Origin of the sequence: Plasticicumulans acidivorans (assembly GCF_003182095.1) — a bacterium.
Classification (GTDB): Bacteria; Pseudomonadota; Gammaproteobacteria; order Competibacterales; family Competibacteraceae; genus Plasticicumulans; species Plasticicumulans acidivorans.
The window spans coordinates 543538-561661 of record NZ_QGTJ01000002.1 but is presented as its reverse complement, the minus strand read 5'-3'; the positions used below and the strand labels follow the sequence as shown (position 1 = coordinate 561661).

At 66.2% G+C, this 18124-nt stretch carries 15 protein-coding genes and 1 pseudogene; 12 read left to right on the top strand and 4 right to left on the bottom strand.

Annotation, left to right across the window (positions count from 1 at the left end; translation table 11 throughout):
* Nucleotides 1-32 precede the first annotated feature (32 nt).
* The gene (locus C7443_RS05225) at nt 33-758 is read right to left on the bottom strand and encodes an LOG family protein (protein WP_110017494.1); all 726 of its coding nucleotides are present in this window, start codon (nt 756-758) and stop codon (nt 33-35) included.
* A gap of 96 nt (nt 759-854) precedes the next feature.
* Here C7443_RS05225 and polA point away from each other — a divergent pair, with 96 nt between their 5' ends.
* The 7 genes from polA to C7443_RS05190 all read left to right on the top strand — a co-directional run bounded on the left by polA (nt 855) and on the right by C7443_RS05190 (nt 10160).
* Nucleotides 855-3572, top strand: a complete 2718-nt coding sequence (gene polA, locus C7443_RS05220) for a DNA polymerase I (protein ID WP_246004559.1) — start codon at nt 855-857, stop codon at nt 3570-3572.
* A 384-nt stretch (nt 3573-3956) separates the two neighbouring features.
* Nucleotides 3957-4685, top strand: a complete 729-nt coding sequence (locus tag C7443_RS05215) for an ABC transporter permease (protein WP_110017593.1) — start codon at nt 3957-3959, stop codon at nt 4683-4685.
* A 15-nt stretch (nt 4686-4700) separates the two neighbouring features.
* Nucleotides 4701-5441 carry an ABC transporter ATP-binding protein gene (locus tag C7443_RS05210; protein ID WP_110017492.1) on the top strand — a complete coding sequence of 247 codons (741 nt, stop codon included), beginning with the start codon at nt 4701-4703 and terminating at the stop codon, nt 5439-5441.
* A 1180-nt stretch (nt 5442-6621) separates the two neighbouring features.
* Nucleotides 6622-7779, top strand: a complete 1158-nt coding sequence (locus C7443_RS05205) for an EAL domain-containing protein (RefSeq protein WP_110017491.1) — start codon at nt 6622-6624, stop codon at nt 7777-7779.
* Nucleotides 7776-8927, top strand: coding sequence for an elongation factor P maturation arginine rhamnosyltransferase EarP (earP, locus tag C7443_RS05200; protein ID WP_110017490.1), 1152 nt, complete (start codon nt 7776-7778; stop codon nt 8925-8927). Before C7443_RS05205 ends, earP begins: the two co-directional genes overlap by 4 nt.
* A 43-nt stretch (nt 8928-8970) precedes the next feature.
* Nucleotides 8971-9537 carry an elongation factor P gene (gene efp, locus C7443_RS05195; RefSeq protein ID WP_110017489.1) on the top strand — a complete coding sequence of 189 codons (567 nt, stop codon included), beginning with the start codon at nt 8971-8973 and terminating at the stop codon, nt 9535-9537.
* Nucleotides 9538-9629: 92 nt separating this feature from the next.
* Nucleotides 9630-10160, top strand: coding sequence for a YdcF family protein (locus C7443_RS05190; protein ID WP_110017488.1), 531 nt, complete (start codon nt 9630-9632; stop codon nt 10158-10160).
* A gap of 4 nt (nt 10161-10164) precedes the next feature.
* Here the strand turns inward: C7443_RS05190 and C7443_RS05185 are convergent, their stop codons facing one another.
* The 3 genes and pseudogenes from C7443_RS05185 to C7443_RS20595 all read right to left on the bottom strand — a co-directional run.
* The gene (locus C7443_RS05185; protein WP_110017487.1) at nt 10165-11088 is read right to left on the bottom strand and encodes a hypothetical protein; all 924 of its coding nucleotides are present in this window, start codon (nt 11086-11088) and stop codon (nt 10165-10167) included.
* Nucleotides 11089-11178: 90 nt separating this feature from the next.
* Nucleotides 11179-11436, bottom strand: a complete 258-nt coding sequence (locus tag C7443_RS20360) for an SDR family oxidoreductase (protein WP_246004558.1) — start codon at nt 11434-11436, stop codon at nt 11179-11181.
* A 34-nt stretch (nt 11437-11470) separates the two neighbouring features.
* Nucleotides 11471-11677 (bottom strand): annotated as a pseudogene (locus tag C7443_RS20595) (SDR family oxidoreductase); the annotation flags it as partial.
* A 102-nt stretch (nt 11678-11779) separates the two neighbouring features.
* Between C7443_RS20595 and C7443_RS05175 the strand changes: the two are divergent.
* The 5 genes from C7443_RS05175 to ubiE all read left to right on the top strand — a co-directional run bounded on the left by C7443_RS05175 (nt 11780) and on the right by ubiE (nt 18117).
* Nucleotides 11780-14638, top strand: coding sequence for a methyl-accepting chemotaxis protein (locus C7443_RS05175; protein ID WP_110017485.1), 2859 nt, complete (start codon nt 11780-11782; stop codon nt 14636-14638).
* A 320-nt stretch (nt 14639-14958) separates the two neighbouring features.
* Complete coding sequence (gene hslV / locus C7443_RS05170) at nt 14959-15492, top strand: ATP-dependent protease subunit HslV (RefSeq protein ID WP_110017484.1); 534 nt, start codon at nt 14959-14961, stop codon at nt 15490-15492.
* Between the two features lie 8 nt (nt 15493-15500).
* Nucleotides 15501-16844, top strand: coding sequence for an ATP-dependent protease ATPase subunit HslU (gene hslU / locus C7443_RS05165; protein ID WP_110017483.1), 1344 nt, complete (start codon nt 15501-15503; stop codon nt 16842-16844).
* A 12-nt stretch (nt 16845-16856) separates the two neighbouring features.
* Nucleotides 16857-17213: a gamma-butyrobetaine hydroxylase family protein gene (locus C7443_RS05160; RefSeq protein ID WP_110017482.1), complete on the top strand. Its 357-nt coding sequence runs from the start codon at nt 16857-16859 to the stop codon at nt 17211-17213.
* 157 nt (nt 17214-17370) lie between these two features.
* Nucleotides 17371-18117: a bifunctional demethylmenaquinone methyltransferase/2-methoxy-6-polyprenyl-1,4-benzoquinol methylase UbiE gene (ubiE, locus tag C7443_RS05155; protein WP_110017481.1), complete on the top strand. Its 747-nt coding sequence runs from the start codon at nt 17371-17373 to the stop codon at nt 18115-18117.
* The last annotated feature ends 7 nt before the right edge of the window (nt 18118-18124 follow it).

Here is an 18124-nt window from a genome sequence, read left to right as displayed (position 1 = left end):
ACGAAATCCTTGCGACTGGCTGGGAGGAAACGTCAGAGATCGAGCAGGATTTCCTGCTCTTCGGCCGAGGGCTCAAAGCCCCGACTCTCGTAATGGGAGAAAATAGCATCCACGACCTCCTGAGGCTTGTCCAGCAAGCGAAACAGTTCGAGATCACGCTCGTCGATCATGCCTTCGGCGACCATCGAGCCGCGGAACCAGTTGACCAGCGGCTCCCAGAACGGACGGTGGACGAGGATGATCGGGATGCGCCGCGTCTTGCCGGTCTGCACCAGCGTCAGGATCTCGGCCATCTCGTCGAGCGTGCCGAAACCGCCCGGCAGCACCACGTAGGCCGAGGCGTACTTCACGAACATCACCTTGCGCGAGAAGAAATGGCGGAAGGTCAGCGCGATGTTCTGGTACGGGTTGCCGACCTGCTCGTGCGGCAGCTGGATGTTGAGGCCGATCGACGGCGACTGCCCGGCATAGGCGCCCTTGTTGCCGGCCTCCATGATGCCCGGCCCGCCGCCGGTGACGACCGAAAAACCGGCATCGGAGAGCAGGCGCGCGATCTCCTCGGCGGTCTGGTAGTACGGATGATCGGGTTTGATGCGTGCGGAGCCGAAGATGCTGACCGAGGGCTTGATGCGCGCCAGGCGCTCGAAGCCTTCGACGAACTCGGCCATGATCTGGAAGATCTTCCACGACTCGCGGGTGAGGATGGCGTCATTGATCGGTGCCATGCCCGGGTGGTTGTGCTTGTTGTCGGGTGACATGCGGCTTGCCCCTTGCCCGTCGGTGTTCATTCGATGGTCGCCCGTCCCTGCTGGTCGGCGACCGTCCTACTCCAGCACATTGGATTGCGCCTCGCCATGAATGCTCCTGTCCTGCTCGTCGACGGTTCGTCGTATCTCTACCGTGCTTTTCACGCCCTGCCGCCGCTGGCGACCGCCGACGGCCGCCCGACCGGCGCCGTGCGCGGCGTCATCGCCATGCTGCGCGGGCTGCTCGAACGCCTGCAGCCGACGCACGTCGCCGTGGTCTTCGATGCCAGCGGCCCGACCTTTCGCGATGAGCTCTACGCCGAATACAAGGCGCAGCGCCCGCCGATGCCGGACGAGCTGCGGGCGCAGATCGAACCGCTGCACGCGCTGGTGCGCGCGCTCGGCCTGCCGCTGCTGGTCGAGTCCGGCGTCGAGGCCGACGATGTCATCGGCACGCTGAGCTGCGCGGCGGTGGCGCGCGGACTCGACGTGGTCATCGCCAGCGGCGACAAGGACCTCACCCAGCTGGTCGGCCCGCACGTGCAGATCCTCGACACCATGAAGCGCGAAGGCCAGGAGTCCATCTACGATGAGTCCGGCGTGCAGGCGAAGTTCGGCGTGCCGCCGGCGCGCATCGTCGATCTGCTGGCACTGATGGGCGATACGGTCGACAACATCCCCGGCATTCCCGGCGTCGGCCCGAAGACCGCGGCCAAATGGCTCGGCGAGCACGGCTCGCTCGATGCGCTGATCGCCGCCGCCGGCGACATCAAGGGCAAGGCCGGCGAAGCACTGCGCGTGCACCTCGAACAGCTGCCGCTGGCGCGCGCGCTGGCCACGGTCAAGTGCGACTGCACACTGCCGGTCGGCCTCGATGACCTGGTGCCGGCCGCGCCCGATCGCGACGCGCTGGCCCGCCTCTACCGCGAACTCGAATTCAAGAGCTGGCTGCGTGAAGTCGAACAGGGCGCCGCCCCCGCCCCGGCCGAGCCGCCGCCCGACGCCACGCCGGCGCTCGAACGCGATTACCAGCTGATCCTCGATCAGGCCGCCCTCGACGACTGGCTCGCCCGCCTGCGCGCCGCGCCGCTGTTCGCCTTCGATACCGAGACCGACGCGCTCGACTACATGCGTGCGCGCATCGTCGGCGTCTCCTTCGCCTGTGCAGCCGGCCACGCCGCCTACGTGCCGCTCGCCCACACCTACGCCGGGGTGCCGGAGCAACTCGATCGTGACGCCGTGCTCGCCGCGCTCAAGCCGCTGCTCGAAGACGCCACCCGCGCCAAGGTCGGCCAGCACGCCAAGTTCGACATGAACGTGCTCGCCAACCACGGCATCACGCTGCGCGGCGTCGCCCACGACACCATGCTGGAAAGCTACGTGTGGAATTCCACGGCGACCCGCCATGACATGGACAGCCTGGCGCTGGCCTACCTCGGCGAGAGCACGATCAAGTACGAGGACGTCGCCGGCAAGGGCGCCAAGCAGATCGGCTTCGAGCAGGTGCCGCTCGAAACCGCCGCGCCCTACGCCGCCGAGGACGCCGACGTCACGCTGCGCCTGCACCATGCGCTGTGGGCCAAGCTGGCCTCGGAGCCACGCCTCGCCGAGCTGTATCAGACGCTGGAGATTCCGCTGATCCCGGTGCTGTCGCGCATCGAACGCCACGGCGTGCGCCTCGACACCGCCGAGCTCAAGCGCCAGAGCGCGGAGTTCGCCAGGCGCCTGATCGAGCTCGAACGCCAGGCCCACGAACTGGCCGGACAGCCGTTCAACCTCGGCTCGCCGAAGCAGCTGCAGGTGATCCTGTTCGAGCAGCGCGGCCTGCCGGTGAAGAAAAAAACCCCGACCGGCCAGCCCTCGACCGACGAGGAAGTCCTGCAGGAGCTCGCCGACGAGGGCCACGCGCTGCCGGCGACGATCCTCGAATACCGCGCGCTGGCCAAGCTCAAGTCGACCTACACCGACAAGCTGCCGGAACTGGTCGACGCCGACAGCCGCGTGCACACCAGCTACCACCAGGCGGTGGCCAGCACCGGGCGGCTGTCGTCGAGCGACCCCAATCTGCAGAACATCCCGGTGCGCACCGATGCCGGCCGGCGTATCCGCCGGGCCTTCATCGCCGCGCCGGGCTATCGCATCGTCGCCGCCGACTACTCGCAGATCGAGCTGCGCATCATGGCGCACCTGTCGGGCGACGCCGCGCTGTTGCGCGCGTTCGCCGCCGGCCAGGACATCCACCGCGCCACCGCCGCCGAAGTGTTCGGCGTGCCGCTGGAGCTGGTCGGCCCGGAGCAGCGCCGTGCCGCCAAGGCGATCAACTTCGGCCTGATCTACGGCATGAGCGCCTTCGGCCTGGCACGCAACCTCGGCATCGAGCGCAGCGCAGCGCAGGACTACGTCAACCTCTACTTCACCCGCTACCCCGGCGTGAAGGCGTTCATGGAGGCCACGCGCAAGAGCGCCGCCGAGCGCGGCTACGTCGAAACCGTGTTCGGCCGGCGCCTGTATCTGCCGGAGATCCGCTCACGCAATCCGGCCCGCCGCACCGCTGCGGAGCGCACCGCGATCAACGCACCGATGCAGGGCACCGCGGCCGACATCATCAAGCGCGCGATGCTCGCCGTGGACGCCTGGCTGCAACAGGGCGGCAGCGATGCCCGCATGATCATGCAGGTCCATGACGAGCTGGTGTTCGAGGTCGCCGAGCAGGCCGTCGATGCTTTCTGCAGCGAAGTCGCGCAGCACATGAGTGCCGCCGCCAAGCTGAGCGTGCCGCTGATCGTCGGCGTCGGCGTCGGCGACAACTGGGACGAGGCGCACTGAATACGCGGGGCGCGGATTGGAAGAGCGCTATCATTTACGCTTCGCCCCAATGCACTCGGGAAAGGCGTCATTGCTATCGCGGCATTCAATCCGCCCCAATCATATTGAAAGGCCTTTATTTACCACGCTCAGATTACGACTTTTACCGCCGCCCCTGCCCGGCAGACCGCCGCGTAAAACCGACCATGTAAATCATCACCTCTTGATTTCCGGCCATTTTCAGCGCCATGAACAAGCGGCACTGACACAGATGCCTATCAACCACCGCTCAATTACAATATACTTTCAAGCTTTTATACGAGCTCATTCACGGAGCAGTCCGAGTTGAAAAACATAGCGCTAGACGACATCGCGAATGCACTGGAGCGCTCTTCTCTTGCCGGCATGCTGGGTTGGCAGGACGTTCGCCAGAGATATAGGCGTTCTGCACTGGGCCCATTCTGGCTGACGATCAGCATGGGCGTCATGATCGGTACGATCGGTATCGTATTCGGTCAGATTTTCAAATCTCCGATGACAGAGTTTCTCCCCTTTCTCTCCGCCGGCATGATTCTGTGGGGACTGATTTCTTCAGTGGTCACTGAAGGCTGTGTCGGTTTCATCGGGGCAGAAAACATCATCAAGCAACTGCCGATTCCGCTTTTCGTACACATCATGCGACTGATGTGGCGCAATTTGATCATTTTTGCCCACAATCTGGCCATTCTGCCAATCGTGTTTCTTGCCGTCGGCAAGCCATTGGAAGTGACGGCTTTATTGAGCATTCCAGGGTTTATTCTGGTTGTCTTGAATTTAGCCTGGGTCGCTTTGATTTTAGGCATCATTTGCGCCCGCTATCGCGATCTGCCGCAGATAGTCAGCAATTTTCTCCAAGTTTTATTTTATCTGACCCCGATCATGTGGATGCCGACGCTGCTGCCACAACGGGCCGGCATTTACCTGCTGAGTCTCAATCCGCTATACCACCTGCTCGAAATCGTCCGCGCCCCCCTTCTCGGCCACCTGCCAAGCGCACAGAGCTGGCTCGTTGCCTCAGGATTGGCACTTATCGGATGGGGCATGACGGTAGCGATCTACACCAGCTACAAGCGCCGTATCGCTTATTGGCTTTAGACATCAAAAAAGATCATGGCACTAATTCATATTGAAAACGTATGCGTTGACTTTCCGATTTATAACGCCAATGGCAGATCTTTAAAAAAGCGCTTATTCCAGGTTGCCACGGGAGGTCAGTTAGGCGCGGACAGCCAAGGTCGAGTGATCGTCCGCGCCTTGGAGAACTTGACGCTCACGCTCCAGGATGGCGACCGGGTCGGCCTGCTGGGTCATAACGGCGCCGGAAAAAGCACACTGCTGAGATTACTCAGCGGTGTTTATGCGCCCACCTCCGGTACGGTGGATATAAAAGGCGAGATAGGATCTCTCATCGACATATCTTTAGGCATCGACCCGGAAGCGACGGGAAGAGAGAACATCTATATTCGCGGCGGCCTTCTCGGCATGAGCAAACCCGAGATACGGGAACACATCGACGAAATCATCGAATTCTCTGAATTAGGAGATTTCATCGACATGCCACTGCGAACCTATTCAAGCGGCATGCATCTGCGCTTGGCCTTTGCTGTTTCCACGATTGTTCGCCCAGAAATTCTTTTAATGGATGAATGGTTGTCCGTCGGGGATGAAGCTTTCAGACATAAAGCCGAAGCACGCATGTCGAATATGGTTCAGTCGACCAACATCCTCATCATTGCAACGCATTCACGGGAGCTGGTACTGCACACCTGTAACCGCGCTATCTGGCTTGAGCATGGAAAAATCATCATGGATGCAGACCCGGAATCAGTCGTCAATTCTTATTTCCACTGACACCGACGAACCAGGCACGATCACTATCCGTCATCTGAAAACAATGCCCGCAAGTCCTGCGTCAGCAGCGAGCATTTATGCTGATGAAACCTTTCACGGCAGCGGCCCGTGGGCTCTGCAGTGCCGCGCCAATACCTGCACGAGCGGCGAAATCCACCGGGACTGATCGTCAACGCTGCCGAGTCGGTCGGCGAGCGCAGTCAGTGGAGAGCGGGGCGTCAAGTTTCGGTTGAGTAAGCGACTCTGCCGATGCCGCTCACGGCGGGATGGAGCGGGCGCCCCTGATCAGCGAGTCAGCCGCGACAGGTACAGCACGCGATCCGGTTCGCATATCACCGCGCATCCGTGCACCCCGCACGGACGGCGCTGACTTCGAGATCGCGCGTCTCAGCCCTGGATCACAAGCCCTTCAATCGCTCGCGGCCATGCATGGTCGCTCCGCAGCACCGGTTTGCATGCGCCCTAAAGCGCCAAGGAACCGAGGCTCCCGCGCCCCTTGCAACGCCACTTCGCCAGGCCGAAGCAGCGGCTGCGGCATCCAGCACATGCGGGGCAACGCTTGCCGCGTACGTTGACAGAGCAGCTTTTCTGATTGTCACCGGCCTGCGGCTACGGCCCGCAAGACGCAGTGACGGCGTGGTGGGTGCTGAAGGCGTCCGCCCGCGCCCTGCCGCCCCTCCCTTCGGGGGTCTCGTGCGGGCCGCATCGCGCCCGGCACAACCGCCATGAGTACCGCCGACAGCCCTGCCGCCGGACTGTCCGTTTTTTTTATAGTGGCGCTTGCAGCACCCCGGTCAGTGTCACCATCTATTTTAAATACAGGCGCTTCCAGCCATCTGCCGATGGCCGGGAGTGAATCTGTGACGACCGTCATCACTGGGTTTTTCGCACTGGCCGGAAACTCCGGTCCGAGGCCGCAGCACTCCTGTGACGATGAGCAGGCGCGCGGCATCAGTATTGCTTTCACTTCGCAGATGGCATTGACGCTGCCATGGACAGCCCACGCACGCGAGCTAGGCACACGGTGATCCACACCCGCCAAGTCCCGCCACGATCCTGAATCAGGGACGGCCCTTGCGTCAGCCTCGGAATCGAAAGACTGCCGGCATGGGGACCGGCAGTTCCATACAGGGAGCAAGGCGGGGCTGGTCCGCCGGGACAGACTCTTGTGGGGGTGGGCATGAATCCGACGGCGGGCAACTGGTTTCTTGAGGCCGTCAACGAAAGCGGCGGACACTGGCAGGTGCGCATCACCGGCTCCTCGTTCGTCATCGGTCGACTGGAAAGTTGCGAGCTGTGCCTCAACGACCCGAACGTCTCACGGCAGCATGCGCGCATCGACTTCGCCGCCGACGGGCATCCGGTGCTGCAGGACTGTGGCAGCAAGAACGGCACCTTCGTCAATTACCAGCGTCTCGATGCCCCGCATCGTCTCAACGACGGTGACATCGTGCATTTCGGCCAGATGACATTCCGCCTGCAGTACCGCGAGACCGCGACAGAAACACCGGCGGTGCCGATCGGCGACGCCAGCGGCACGATGGTGCGGGCGGCCATCGAGCTGCCGAAAACGTTTGCCGCGCAGGAAGAAGAACGCTCGCTGCTCGACCTGCTGCGCACGCACGCGGTAACGCCCTGGTTCCAGCCGATCGTGCACGCGGCGCACGGCAGCAGCACAGTCGCCTTCGAGCTGCTCGGGCGTGGCGCCCACCCCGATCTGCCGGTCTCGCCGGTGGCGCTGCTGCGCATCGCCCACGGCATCGGCCGCACCGTCGAGCTGAGCGATCTGTTCCGCAAAACCGGCGTGCAGCGTGCACTGGGCTTCAAGCTGCCCTGCGTGTTCTTCAACACCATGCCGGCGGAAATGTCGCTTGAGCTGTTGCGCAGGCTGCTCAGCGAGCTGCGCGAGCTCGCTCCGCAGCTGCCGCTGGTGATGGAGGTGCACGAACAGGCGATCGCCGACATCGGCCTGATGCGCGAGCTGCGCCAGCTGCTCACCGAGCTGCGCATGCGCCTCGCCTATGACGACTTCGGCGCCGGCCAGGCGCGCCTGGTCGAGCTGATGGACGTGCCGCCGGACGTGCTGAAATTCGACATCGCCCTGATCCGCGACATCCACCTCAAGCCGCCGAAGGTGCAGGAGCTGGTGCGCAGCCTGGTGAAGATGACCTCGGCGCTCGGCGTGCATACGCTGGCCGAAGGCGTGGAAACCACCGACGAGGCGCAGTTCTGCAGGGAGGCCGGCTTCGAGCTGATCCAGGGCTACCTGTACGGCAAACCGACGCCCGATCCGCTGGCTGTCGCCACGGCGGAAACCGCCTGTCCGCCACCACCTTGAGCCGCCCACCCGCCCCCTGCCATACCGCACCGGCCCAGCGCTGGGATCTGTGGTGCCGGGTCGTCGACAACTACGGCGATGCCGGCGTCTGCTGGCGGCTGGCCCGCCAGCTGGCCGCCGAGTACGGCCTGGCGGTGCAGCTGTGGATCGACCGGCCGGAGGCCCTGGCACGGCTGCAGCCCGGCATCGATCCCGCACGGCCCCGGCAGCACTGCGCCGGCGTCGACATCCTGCGCTGGGATGCCGACAGCGGCGCCAGCCCGCCCGGTGCGGTGCTGATCGAAGCCTTCGCCTGCGAGTTGCCGGTAGCGCTGCGGGCGCAGCTGGCCGTGACGCGACCGCTGTGGATCAACCTCGAATACCTCAGCGCCGAGGACTGGATCGACGGCTGCCACGGCCTGCCCAGCCCGCAGGCTGGCGGCGTGGCCAAGTATTTCTACTTTCCCGGCTTCACTCCGGCGAGCGGCGGACTGATCTGCGAGGCGACCTGTCGCAGCGCGCGCGCCGCCTGGGACGAAACTGCCGCCCGCGGCTGGCTGGCGGCGCACGGCATCGACGCCCGTGGCGGTGAACGCCGCCTGTCGCTGTTCGCCTACGAGCAGGCGGCGCTCGGCGAGTGGCTGGAGCAGCTGGCCAGCGGCGAACCCTGGCTGCTGCTGGTGCCGGAGGGACGCATCCTCGAAGCGCTCGGGGCCTGGGCCGGGCAGCCGCTCGCTGCCGGCAGCCGCTACGCCCGCGGCGCGCTGCGCCTGGCGGTGCTGCCGTTTCTCGATCAGGACGACTACGACCGCCTGCTGTGGAGCTGCACGCTGAACGCCGTGCGTGGCGAGGACAGCTTCGTGCGCGCGCAATGGGCGCGCCGGCCGCTGCTCTGGCAGGCCTATCGTCAGGCGCAGGATGCGCACTTCGACAAGCTCGATGCCTGGCTGCAGCGCTGGCTGGCCGGGCTCGATGCCGGGGTGGCGGATGCGACGCGGCGCTTTCAGCTGGCGTGGAACCGTGAGCGCGACGTCGCCGCCGCCTGGCCGGAGTTTGCCGCCGTGCTGCCGGCCCTCGAACAACATGCCGCCGGCTGGGCCGAGCAGCTGCTGCACGATGGCGACCTGGCGGCGAAGCTGGTGCAGTTCACCGCTTCCCGGCTAGGATAAGCGGCTTTTTTTGCTGTCCCCTCTTACCCTTGCAGGAACTGCGATGAAAACCGCACAGGAACTCCGCGCCGGCGGCGTGATCTTGGTCGACGGCCAGCCGATGGTCGTCCAGAAAGCCGAATACAACAAATCCGGCCGCAATGCTGCGGTCGTGAAAATCAAGATGAAGAATCTGCTGACCGGCTCGGGCACCGAGACGGTCTACAAGGCCGACGAGAAATTCGACGTCGTCGTCCTTGAGAAAAAGGAGTGCACCTACTCCTACTTCGCCGACCCGATGTACGTGTTCATGGACACCGAGTACAACCAGTACGAGGTCGAGGCCGAGAACATGGGCGACGTCGCCAGCTTCATCGTCGACGGCATGGAAGACGTCTGCGAAGTCACCTTCTACGAAGGCAAGGTCATCGCCGTCGAGCTGCCGATCACCATCGTGCGCGAAATCGCCTACACCGAGCCGGCCGCCCGCGGCGACACGTCGGGCAAGGTGATGAAGGTCGCTCGCCTGAAAGGCTCGGAGCACGAGATTCAGGTCGCGGCCTTCGTCGAAATCGGCGATCGCATCGAGATCGACACCCGTACCGGCGAATTCAAGCGCCGCGCCGCCTGAGTGCCGCGGCGTGCCGACCAAAGCCCCCGCGCGCCGCAGGCGCCGGGGGTTTTTGCTTGTCGGCAGCCGCAGGGGATGGCGGGAGGCAACGGATGAACACCGCCGCAGCACCCGCGCATGAGCCGATCGCCGACGCCATCGTCGTGCTCGGCACCGCCGTCGAGGCCGATGGCCGGCCGAGCCCGGCGCTGCAGCGCCGCCTCGATCACGCCATCGCGCTGTGGCTCGCCGGCCGCGGCCACCGGCTGCTGTTGACCGGCGGCCCGGCCGGCTACGGCCAGACCGAGGCCGGGGTGATGCAGGCCTGGGTGCGCGCCGCCGGCGTACCGGCCAGCGCCATCGTGCTCGAAGCGCACGCCCGCACCACGCTCGACAATGCCGTCAACTGCACGGCGATCGCCCGCACACAGCGCTGGCAGACGCTGCTGCTGGTCAGCGAGCGCTACCACCTGCCGCGGGCGCGGCTGGCGTTTCGTCTTGCCGGCGCGCCGGTCATCGCCTGCAGCGGCCCGGCCGAGCCGCCGGGCGGTGGCTGGACGCATTGGCTGCGCCTCGGCGTACACGAGGCCGGCGGCTACCTCTGGTATCTGCTGCGCGCGCCGGTGCTGCGCCGCCGGCGCTGAGCGCTCAGCGCCGGGTGATCGCTGTCAGCGGCGCCAGCAGCACCTCGGCGCGCACCAGGACTTCGTCGTCACGACCGCAGACCAGCCCGGTATAGCGCTGCTGCTCGATGTTGACGCCGAGTCCACCGCCGGCGCTGACCACCTGCGGCCCGTGCACCAGCAGATGCAGGGCATCGTTGCTGCGGATGCGGTGCACGCCGGGGGCATACACGCTCAAGCGATGCGTGGTGTAGACCAGCGGCTCGGCGTAGAAGTCATGCCCGGCGAGACGCGCCTGTTCGAGCAGCGCGCACGACAACAGCGCCGCCGGCAGCATCTGCGGGAATTCGACGCGGTCTTCCAGCTCGTCGAACCACTCGGCCTGATCGGCCAGCGCGCCGGCGAGGAAGTTCTTGGCGTGGCCGGTACTGGCGAATTTGCGCTTGAGGAACCAGTCCTCGCGCTGGCAGCGGTCGGGCGCGGCGCGCAGCGGCGGCACGAAGACATCGCATTCGAGATCGGCGACGAACAGCGCCTCGGCGCTGCGCCGCACCCAGCCGAGCAGCACCGGCGCGCCGGGCTTGCGGATCAGCACGCGATGGGCGATGCCCGGTTCGGTGCCTTCGTGACGGCTGCCGGCGCGCACCTCGGCACTGAATTCCTCGCCCGGACACAGAGCACCGGCGAAGGTCAGCTCGTAATTGGTCCAGCGCAGCCGGTGCTGTGCCGCCCAGGCATCGTCGTCATCGCGGCCGGGCAGACGGTGCAGCAGTGCCTCGATCAGGGTTTCGAGCTGGAAACCGAGTACCAGCGGACCGGGAAACGGGTTGCCGGCCAGGCGCATCCACTTGTGCGGATCATGGAAGGGATTGAAGTCGTCCGTGGCGTTGCGAGCCGCATCGACATGGATCTGCTGAAAACAACCGGCGTGAACGACTCCCTCGCGCATGGCGCTGACTCCCTGGCAGTAAATGAACGCGCCCGCCCTGCGGCGCGGCACGCGCAAGCATAGCCGCCGCATCACCACCACCGCAGCGGTTCAGGCCGATTCACCGCCGTCCAGCGTCAGCGCCTGAGCGTTCATCGCCGCCGCGGCCGGCGAGGCCAGCCACAGCGCCAGCACCGCCACCGCCTCGGGTTCGGTGATGCGCCCGCGCGGGCTGCCGGCGACCTCGTCGAGCCCCGGTTCGGCAAAGCGCCCGAGCGCCATCCCGGTGCGGGTCCAGCCCGGGCAGATGGCGTTGACGGTGAGGCTCTGCGCACCGAGGCGGTGCGCCGATGACGAAGCTCGCCGCATCCGACAGCAGGCAGGCGATCACCCCGGCGATTTCGCGTGGCGCGGCAAAGCGCGCCAGCGAAATAGCGCCGAGAGAGGCTGCCTCGCCCACCGCCGACGACGCCTGCGGATAGCGCCGCGGCAACTCGCCGAGGACGCGACGCAGCATCGGCGTATCGGTGCTGCCGGGAGCGACGGCATTGACGCGGATGCCCTGCGCGGCCCGGTCGAGTGCAGCGAATCGATTCCGCTGGCAAACCATAGGCACGGACAGTTTTTGTCAGGCACAGTGATCGCCATCAGCGCCAAATCGTTCACATGACGCCATAAATTGCACCAGACAGTGCCTTCGTCAGGAGACACCATGAACATTTTCACCCGCATCGGTATCCGCTGGCAGATGCTGCTGATCCTGCTCGGTCTCGGCTGCCTGCCCTTGACCAGCGTGGTGTGGCTGCTGTCATCACACACCGACGCCGGCTTCGCCCAGCTGCGCGCCGTCGTCGACCAGCATTCCCGTGATGAGGCTCTCGATAAACTGGTCGCACTGCGCGATACCAAGCGCGACGCTGTGCAGAGCTTTCTGCAACGCCGGCTCGAAGAGGTCGGCGCACTGGCGCAAACCGAGCTGATGAGCACCGCCATCGAGCGCTTTCACGCCGGTTTTCATGCCCTGCGCGCGCAGGCCGGCATCGATGACGCAGCGCTCGCCGACATGCGCACCCGGCTGCACGCCTACTACGACGGTGCATTCGCTGAACGCTACGCCCGCGAATCCGGCGGACAACGCCCACCGCCGGCGGCATTCGTCGACCGTCTGGGCGCCGACACCGTCGCCCTGCAGTACCGCTACATCGTCGCCAACCCAAATCCGATCGGTGAGAAGGATCGCCTTGCCAATACCGGCGGTGACAGCGACTACGACCGCGCCCACGCGGCGCTGCACCCGGGCCTCGACGCCCTGATCCAGCGGCTCGGTTTCTACGACGTTTTTCTGATCGATCCCGATGACGGCGACATTCTCTACACCGCCTTCAAGGAAACGGACTTCGCCACCAATGTGCGCAGCGGCCCCTGGGCCGGCAGCGGCATCGAAACGATCTGGGACGCCGCCCGCAAGCTGCCGGCCGGTGGCACGGCCATCGTCGACCTACAGCCATATACCCCGTCATATGACGAAGCGGCCGGCTTCATCGGTGCCCCGGTATACCGCGACCACACCCTGCTCGGCGTGCTGGTGTTCCAGTACTCGATGGCGGAAGTGACCCGGGTAATGGCGGAACGCAGCGGCCTTGGCGACAGCGGCGAAACCTACCTCATCGGCCCCGACCAGTTGCCGCGCACCGATACGCGCTTCGACACCGCTCATCACAGCGTCAAAGCCGCCTTCCGCCAGCCGCCGCTGGGTCGCATCGACGGCGCGGCCATCCGCACCGCTCTCGCCGGCAACAGCGGCGCGGGCGAAAGCGTCAGCTACGACGGTCGCCCGGTGCTGAGCGCCTACGCCCCGCTGCAGGTCGGCGGCCTGCACTGGGCTCTGCTCGCGGAAATCAGCCGCGACGAAGCCCTGCGCGCCCTGCAGCGCACCGACGAGATCGCAGGGGCGATCGACGCCGATATCGGCCGCACGGCGACGACGGTCGTCCTCGGCGCCACCGCCCTGATCGTCGCTGTTGCCCTGTGGCTGGCGGCCGCCATCGCCCGTCCGCTGCGCCGCACTGCAGCAGCGCTGCGCTCGCTGGCCGGCGGCGAGCTGCGCGCCGCGCTGCCGACGACACGCGGTGACGAAATCGGGCAGATGGAAGTGGCGTTGAATCAGTCGCTGGCCGGCATCCGTGCCGCACTGAAAGCCGAGCAGGTCAGCTGGCCGGCCGTGGCCGCACAGCGCGATGAAATCGAACGCATCACGGCGATGGTCGAGCACGCGCCGGTCGCGATGTTCTTCGCCGATGCCGATGGCGTGCTGCGCTATGCCAACCCCTGCGGCAAAACCCTGCTCGGACGCCTCAACGCCTACCTGCCGCCCGGCGCCGGCCCCGGCGCCGAACTGCGCCGACTGCTGGTGGCGCCGGAGGCCTTCGAGCAGCTGCGCGACAGCGGTCAGCGCCAGATCGTCGACTGGGGGCCGGAATCGCTGTCGCAGAATCTGGTGACCATCCGCAGCCACGACGGGACACTGCTCGGCACCCTGCTGAGCTGGGAACTGATCACCGAGCGCGTCGCCGCCCGCCGCGCCGCGGAGGCCGCCGCCGCCCACGAGCGCGCCGTTGCGGCGGCCCTGCAGCTGAAGGTCGATGCACTGCTCGACGTGGTGAACGCCGCCGCCGAGGGTGAATTGCGGGCGCACTTCGATATCGACGGCAACGACGCCATCGCCCAGGTCGGCACCGGCCTTGAGCAGCTGCTGCGCGGCCTGCGTCACAGCATCGCCAGCATCGACGCTCACGCGAGCACCGTCGCTGAAGCCGCGCAGGAACTGAACACGCTGAGCCAGCGCCTCGGCGAGGGGGCTGGCAGCGGCGCGCAGCAGGCCGACCAGGCGGCAGACGCCGCCGATGCGGTCAGCCAGCAGATGCAGTCGATCGCCGCCGCCGCCGAGCAGATGAGCGCAACGGTTCAAGAGATCGCCCGCAACACCACCAGCGCCAGCAGCGTGGCGCTGGAAGCCGTGCGCAGCGTCGGTACGTTCGGCGAGATCATCGAACGCCTGGAAGCCTCCGGCAGCCGCATCGGCAAAGTCATCGGCCTGATCGATGCAATCGCCGAGCAGACCAATCTGCTGGCGCTGAACGCCACGATCGAGGCCGCCCGCGCCGGCGAGGCGGGCAAGGGCTTTGCCGTCGTCGCCCATGAGGTGAAGGAACTGGCCAAGGAAACCGGCAAGGCCACGGCCGACATCGCCGAAGCCATCGCCGCGATCGACGCCGAAACCCGCGACGTGGCCGCCGCGGCCGCCAGCATCCGCACCATCATCGACAACATCAACGTCACGCAGACCGGCATCGCCGCGGCCGCGGAGCAGCAGAACACCGTGACCGGAGACATCGCCCGCGCCGTCGGCGAGGCCAATCAGGCGGTACAGGAGATCGCCCGGCGCCTGCACATACTCGCCGGCCTCACCGGCGACACCCGCGGGGCCGGCCTGCAGCTGCTCGACGCGGCCGGTGCGCTGGACGGCATGGCCGCCGGGCTGCAGCAGTCGGTCGGTCATTTCCGCTACTGATCCTGATCCGCGGCGGCCCGTGCGCACGGCGGCGGCAGGAACTTTTCTGCGCGACCATGCTCTCAAGGCATGACTGTCATGCGTTGGCTGTCACCCCGATTGCCCGACCCCCTCCCTGGTCGGGCGGACCCGTCCCTCGCACGGGTCCGGCTTGGCCCCGGTCTTCCCCCTGAACCGGGGCTTTTTTCTGTCCGCGGGCCGATGCGTGTTGCGCGCCCCCTTGAAATCCATCGTGGCAAGCCGCAGTTACCCCAGTTCATGCCGCCAGCCGGCGGCAAGTCAGTACACTGCGCTCAGCGCACTTCGGGAGACCGACTCCGATGGAACAGTTCCGCGGCACTACCATCCTCGCCGTGCGTCGCAACGGCAAAATCGTGATCGGCGGCGATGGTCAGGTGACTCTCGGCAACACCGTGATGAAGGGCAACGCCCGCAAGGTGCGCCGCCTGTATCAGGGCAAGGTCGTTGCCGGCTTCGCCGGCGGTACCGCCGATGCCTTCACGCTGTTCGAACGCTTCGAGGCCAAGCTCGAAAAGCACGGCGGCAACCTCACCCGCGCCGCCGTCGAGCTGGCCAAGGACTGGCGCACCGACCGCATGCTGCGCCGGCTCGAAGCACTGCTGATCGTCGCTGACGCCAGCGCGCTGCTGATCATCTCCGGCAACGGCGACGTCATCGAGCCCGAGCACGACCTTGCCGCAATCGGCTCCGGTGGTGCCTTTGCGCAGGCAGCGGCACGCGCCTTGCTTGCACATTCCGAACTGGATGCCCGCAGTATCGTCGAGGCGGCCCTGAACATTGCCGCCGAGATCTGCATCTATACCAATCCGAACCTCACCATCGAGGAGCTGTGAGGCGCGCCATGACCGAGATGACCCCCCGAGAAATCGTCCAGGAGCTGGACAAGCACATCGTCGGCCAGGCCGCTGCCAAACGCGCCGTCGCCATTGCGCTGCGCAACCGCTGGCGGCGCCTGCAGGTCGACGGCCCGCTGCGCGCCGAGATCACGCCGAAGAACATCCTGATGATCGGCCCGACCGGCGTCGGCAAGACCGAGATCGCCCGCCGCCTGGCGGCGCTGGCGCGCGCGCCGTTCATCAAGGTCGAAGCGACCAAGTTCACCGAGGTCGGCTACGTCGGCCGTGACGTCGAGACCATCGTCCGCGATCTGGTCGACGTGGCGATCAAGATGGCGCGGGAAGAAGCCATCAAGCACGTGCAGCCGCGTGCCGAGGAAGCGGCGATCGAGCGCGTGCTCGACGTGCTGCTGCCGCAGCCGCGCCAGAACGGCTTTTTCGCCAACGAACCGGCGCAGCAGCCGGCGGAAAACTCGACGACGCGGCAGAAGATGCGCGAGAAGCTGCTGCGCGGCGAACTCGACGAGCGCGAGATCGAAATCGAGGTCAGTGCCGCGCCGGCCGGTGTCGAGATCATGGCGCCGCCGGGCATGGAGGAAATGACCAGCCAGCTGCAGGGCCTGTTCCAGAACCTCGCGCAGGGTCGCACCAAGACCCGCAAGCTCAAGATCCGCGACGCGCTCAAGGCGCTGCAGGAAGAAGAAGCCGGGCGGCTGGTCAATCAGGACGATCTCAAGCAGCAGGCGCTGGAGGCCGCCGAGCAGAACGGCATCGTCTTCATCGACGAGATCGACAAGGTCTGCCGCCGCGGCGAGTACAGCGGCGCCGACGTATCGCGCGAAGGCGTGCAGCGCGACCTGCTGCCGCTGGTCGAAGGCTGCACCGTCAGTACCAAGCACGGCATGGTGCGCACCGACCACATGCTGTTCATCGCCTCGGGCGCCTTCCACCTGGCTCGGCCGTCGGACCTGGTGCCGGAGCTGCAGGGCCGCCTGCCGATCCGCGTCGAGCTCGACGCCCTCGATGCCGGCGACTTCGTGCGCATCCTCACCGAGCCGCATGCCTCGCTGACCGAACAGTACCGCGCGCTGCTGGCGACCGAGGGCGTCGAGGTGAGCTTCACCGCCGATGGCGTCGAGCGCATCGCGCAGATCGCCGCGCAGGTCAACCAGACCACCGAGAACATCGGTGCGCGGCGCCTGCACACCGTGCTCGAACGCCTGCTGGAGGAGATTTCCTTCGAGGCCGCCGACCGCTCCGGCCAGACGCTGACGATCGACGCCGCCTACGTCGACGGCCACCTCGGCGCGCTGGTGCAGGACGAAGATCTCAGCCGCTTCATCCTCTAAAGGAGCAAGGCGATGGCACCGCACCCCACCGACATCAAGCTGCATCAGCTCTCGCGCATGCTCGAAGTGAGCTTCGAGGACGGCGCGCACTTCACGCTGCCCTGCGAGTACCTGCGCGTGTATTCACCCTCGGCGGAGGTGCGCGGCCACGGCCCCGGGCAGGAAACGCTGCAGCTCGGCAAGGAGGACGTCAATATCGTCGACATCCAGCCGGTCGGCCATTACGCCGTCAAGCTGGTGTTCTCCGACGGTCATGACTCCGGCCTGTATTCCTGGGACATTCTTTACGAACTGGGGCGCGATCAGCAGGCAAACTGGCAGACCTACCTCGACCGGCTCGCCGCCGCCGGGCACACGCGCCGCAGCTGAGAACGGCGCGGCGGCGTGCGCAACGCTGGATTTCCGCCGCCGGCGAGGGTATGACGTGCACGCCGCATGCGCAGCGCGCTGCGGCGACGGACACGGATCATTCGCTACCACAGCCGCCGCGCGCCCCGACGGTGCCGGCGCTTCACCGGGAAGGCCCATGAACGAGGACAGCACGCACTTCGGTTTCCAGCAGGTCCCGACGGAGGAAAAGGCCAGGAAAGTCGCCGAGGTATTCCACTCGGTGGCTTCGCGCTACGACCTGATGAACGACCTGATGTCCTTCGGCATCCATCGGCTGTGGAAGCGCTTCGCGATCAACATCGCCGGCGTGCGCCCGGGTGACAAGGTGCTCGATCTGGCCGGCGGCACCGGCGACCTGACCGAGCGCATGGTGCGCATGGTCGGTGCCAAGGGCGGCGTGGTGCTCTCCGACATCAACGCCTCGATGCTGGAAGAAGGCCGCCGCCGGCTGCTCGATGCCGGCATCTGCGGCAATGTCGAATACGTGCTCGCCGACGCCGAGCAGCTGCCGTTCCCTGACAATCACTTCGACATCGTGACGATGGCCTTCGGCCTGCGTAACGTCACCCGCAAGGAGCGGGCGCTGGCCTCGATCCAGCGCGTGCTCAAGCCGGGCGGCCGGCTGCTGGTGCTGGAATTCTCCAAGCCAGTGGTCCCGGGGCTGGCGCCGGTCTATGACGTCTACTCGTTCAAGGTGCTGCCGCTGATGGGCAAGCTGGTCGCGCAGGACGCCAGCAGCTACCGCTACCTGGCCGAGAGCATCCGCATGCACCCGGACCAGGAAACCCTGAAGGGCATGATGGAGGCCGCCGGCCTGAGCGGCGTCGAGTACTTCAACCTGAGCGGCGGCATCGTCGCCGTCCACCGCGCCTACAAGTACTGAGCCGGCT

Bases quoted from the DNA above. Each gene is read 5' to 3' on its own strand.
- C7443_RS05215 (WP_110017593.1), top strand. From the start codon at position 3,957: ATGCTGGGTTGGCAGGACGTTCGCCAGAGATATAGGCGTTCTGCACTG.
- C7443_RS20360 (WP_246004558.1), bottom strand. From the start codon at position 11,436: ATGCGGCGAGCTTCGTCATCGGCGCACCGCCTCGGTGCGCAGAGCCTC.
- ubiE (WP_110017481.1), top strand. From the start codon at position 17,371: ATGAACGAGGACAGCACGCACTTCGGTTTCCAGCAGGTCCCGACGGAG.
- C7443_RS05175 (WP_110017485.1), top strand. From the start codon at position 11,780: ATGAACATTTTCACCCGCATCGGTATCCGCTGGCAGATGCTGCTGATC.
- C7443_RS05190 (WP_110017488.1), top strand. From the start codon at position 9,630: ATGAACACCGCCGCAGCACCCGCGCATGAGCCGATCGCCGACGCCATC.
- polA (WP_246004559.1), top strand. From the start codon at position 855: ATGAATGCTCCTGTCCTGCTCGTCGACGGTTCGTCGTATCTCTACCGT.
- C7443_RS05205 (WP_110017491.1), top strand. From the start codon at position 6,622: ATGAATCCGACGGCGGGCAACTGGTTTCTTGAGGCCGTCAACGAAAGC.
- hslU (WP_110017483.1), top strand. From the start codon at position 15,501: ATGACCGAGATGACCCCCCGAGAAATCGTCCAGGAGCTGGACAAGCAC.
- C7443_RS05210 (WP_110017492.1), top strand. From the start codon at position 4,701: ATGGCACTAATTCATATTGAAAACGTATGCGTTGACTTTCCGATTTAT.
- hslV (WP_110017484.1), top strand. From the start codon at position 14,959: ATGGAACAGTTCCGCGGCACTACCATCCTCGCCGTGCGTCGCAACGGC.
- efp (WP_110017489.1), top strand. From the start codon at position 8,971: ATGAAAACCGCACAGGAACTCCGCGCCGGCGGCGTGATCTTGGTCGAC.
- C7443_RS05160 (WP_110017482.1), top strand. From the start codon at position 16,857: ATGGCACCGCACCCCACCGACATCAAGCTGCATCAGCTCTCGCGCATG.
- C7443_RS05185 (WP_110017487.1), bottom strand. From the start codon at position 11,088: ATGCGCGAGGGAGTCGTTCACGCCGGTTGTTTTCAGCAGATCCATGTC.
- C7443_RS05225 (WP_110017494.1), bottom strand. From the start codon at position 758: ATGTCACCCGACAACAAGCACAACCACCCGGGCATGGCACCGATCAAT.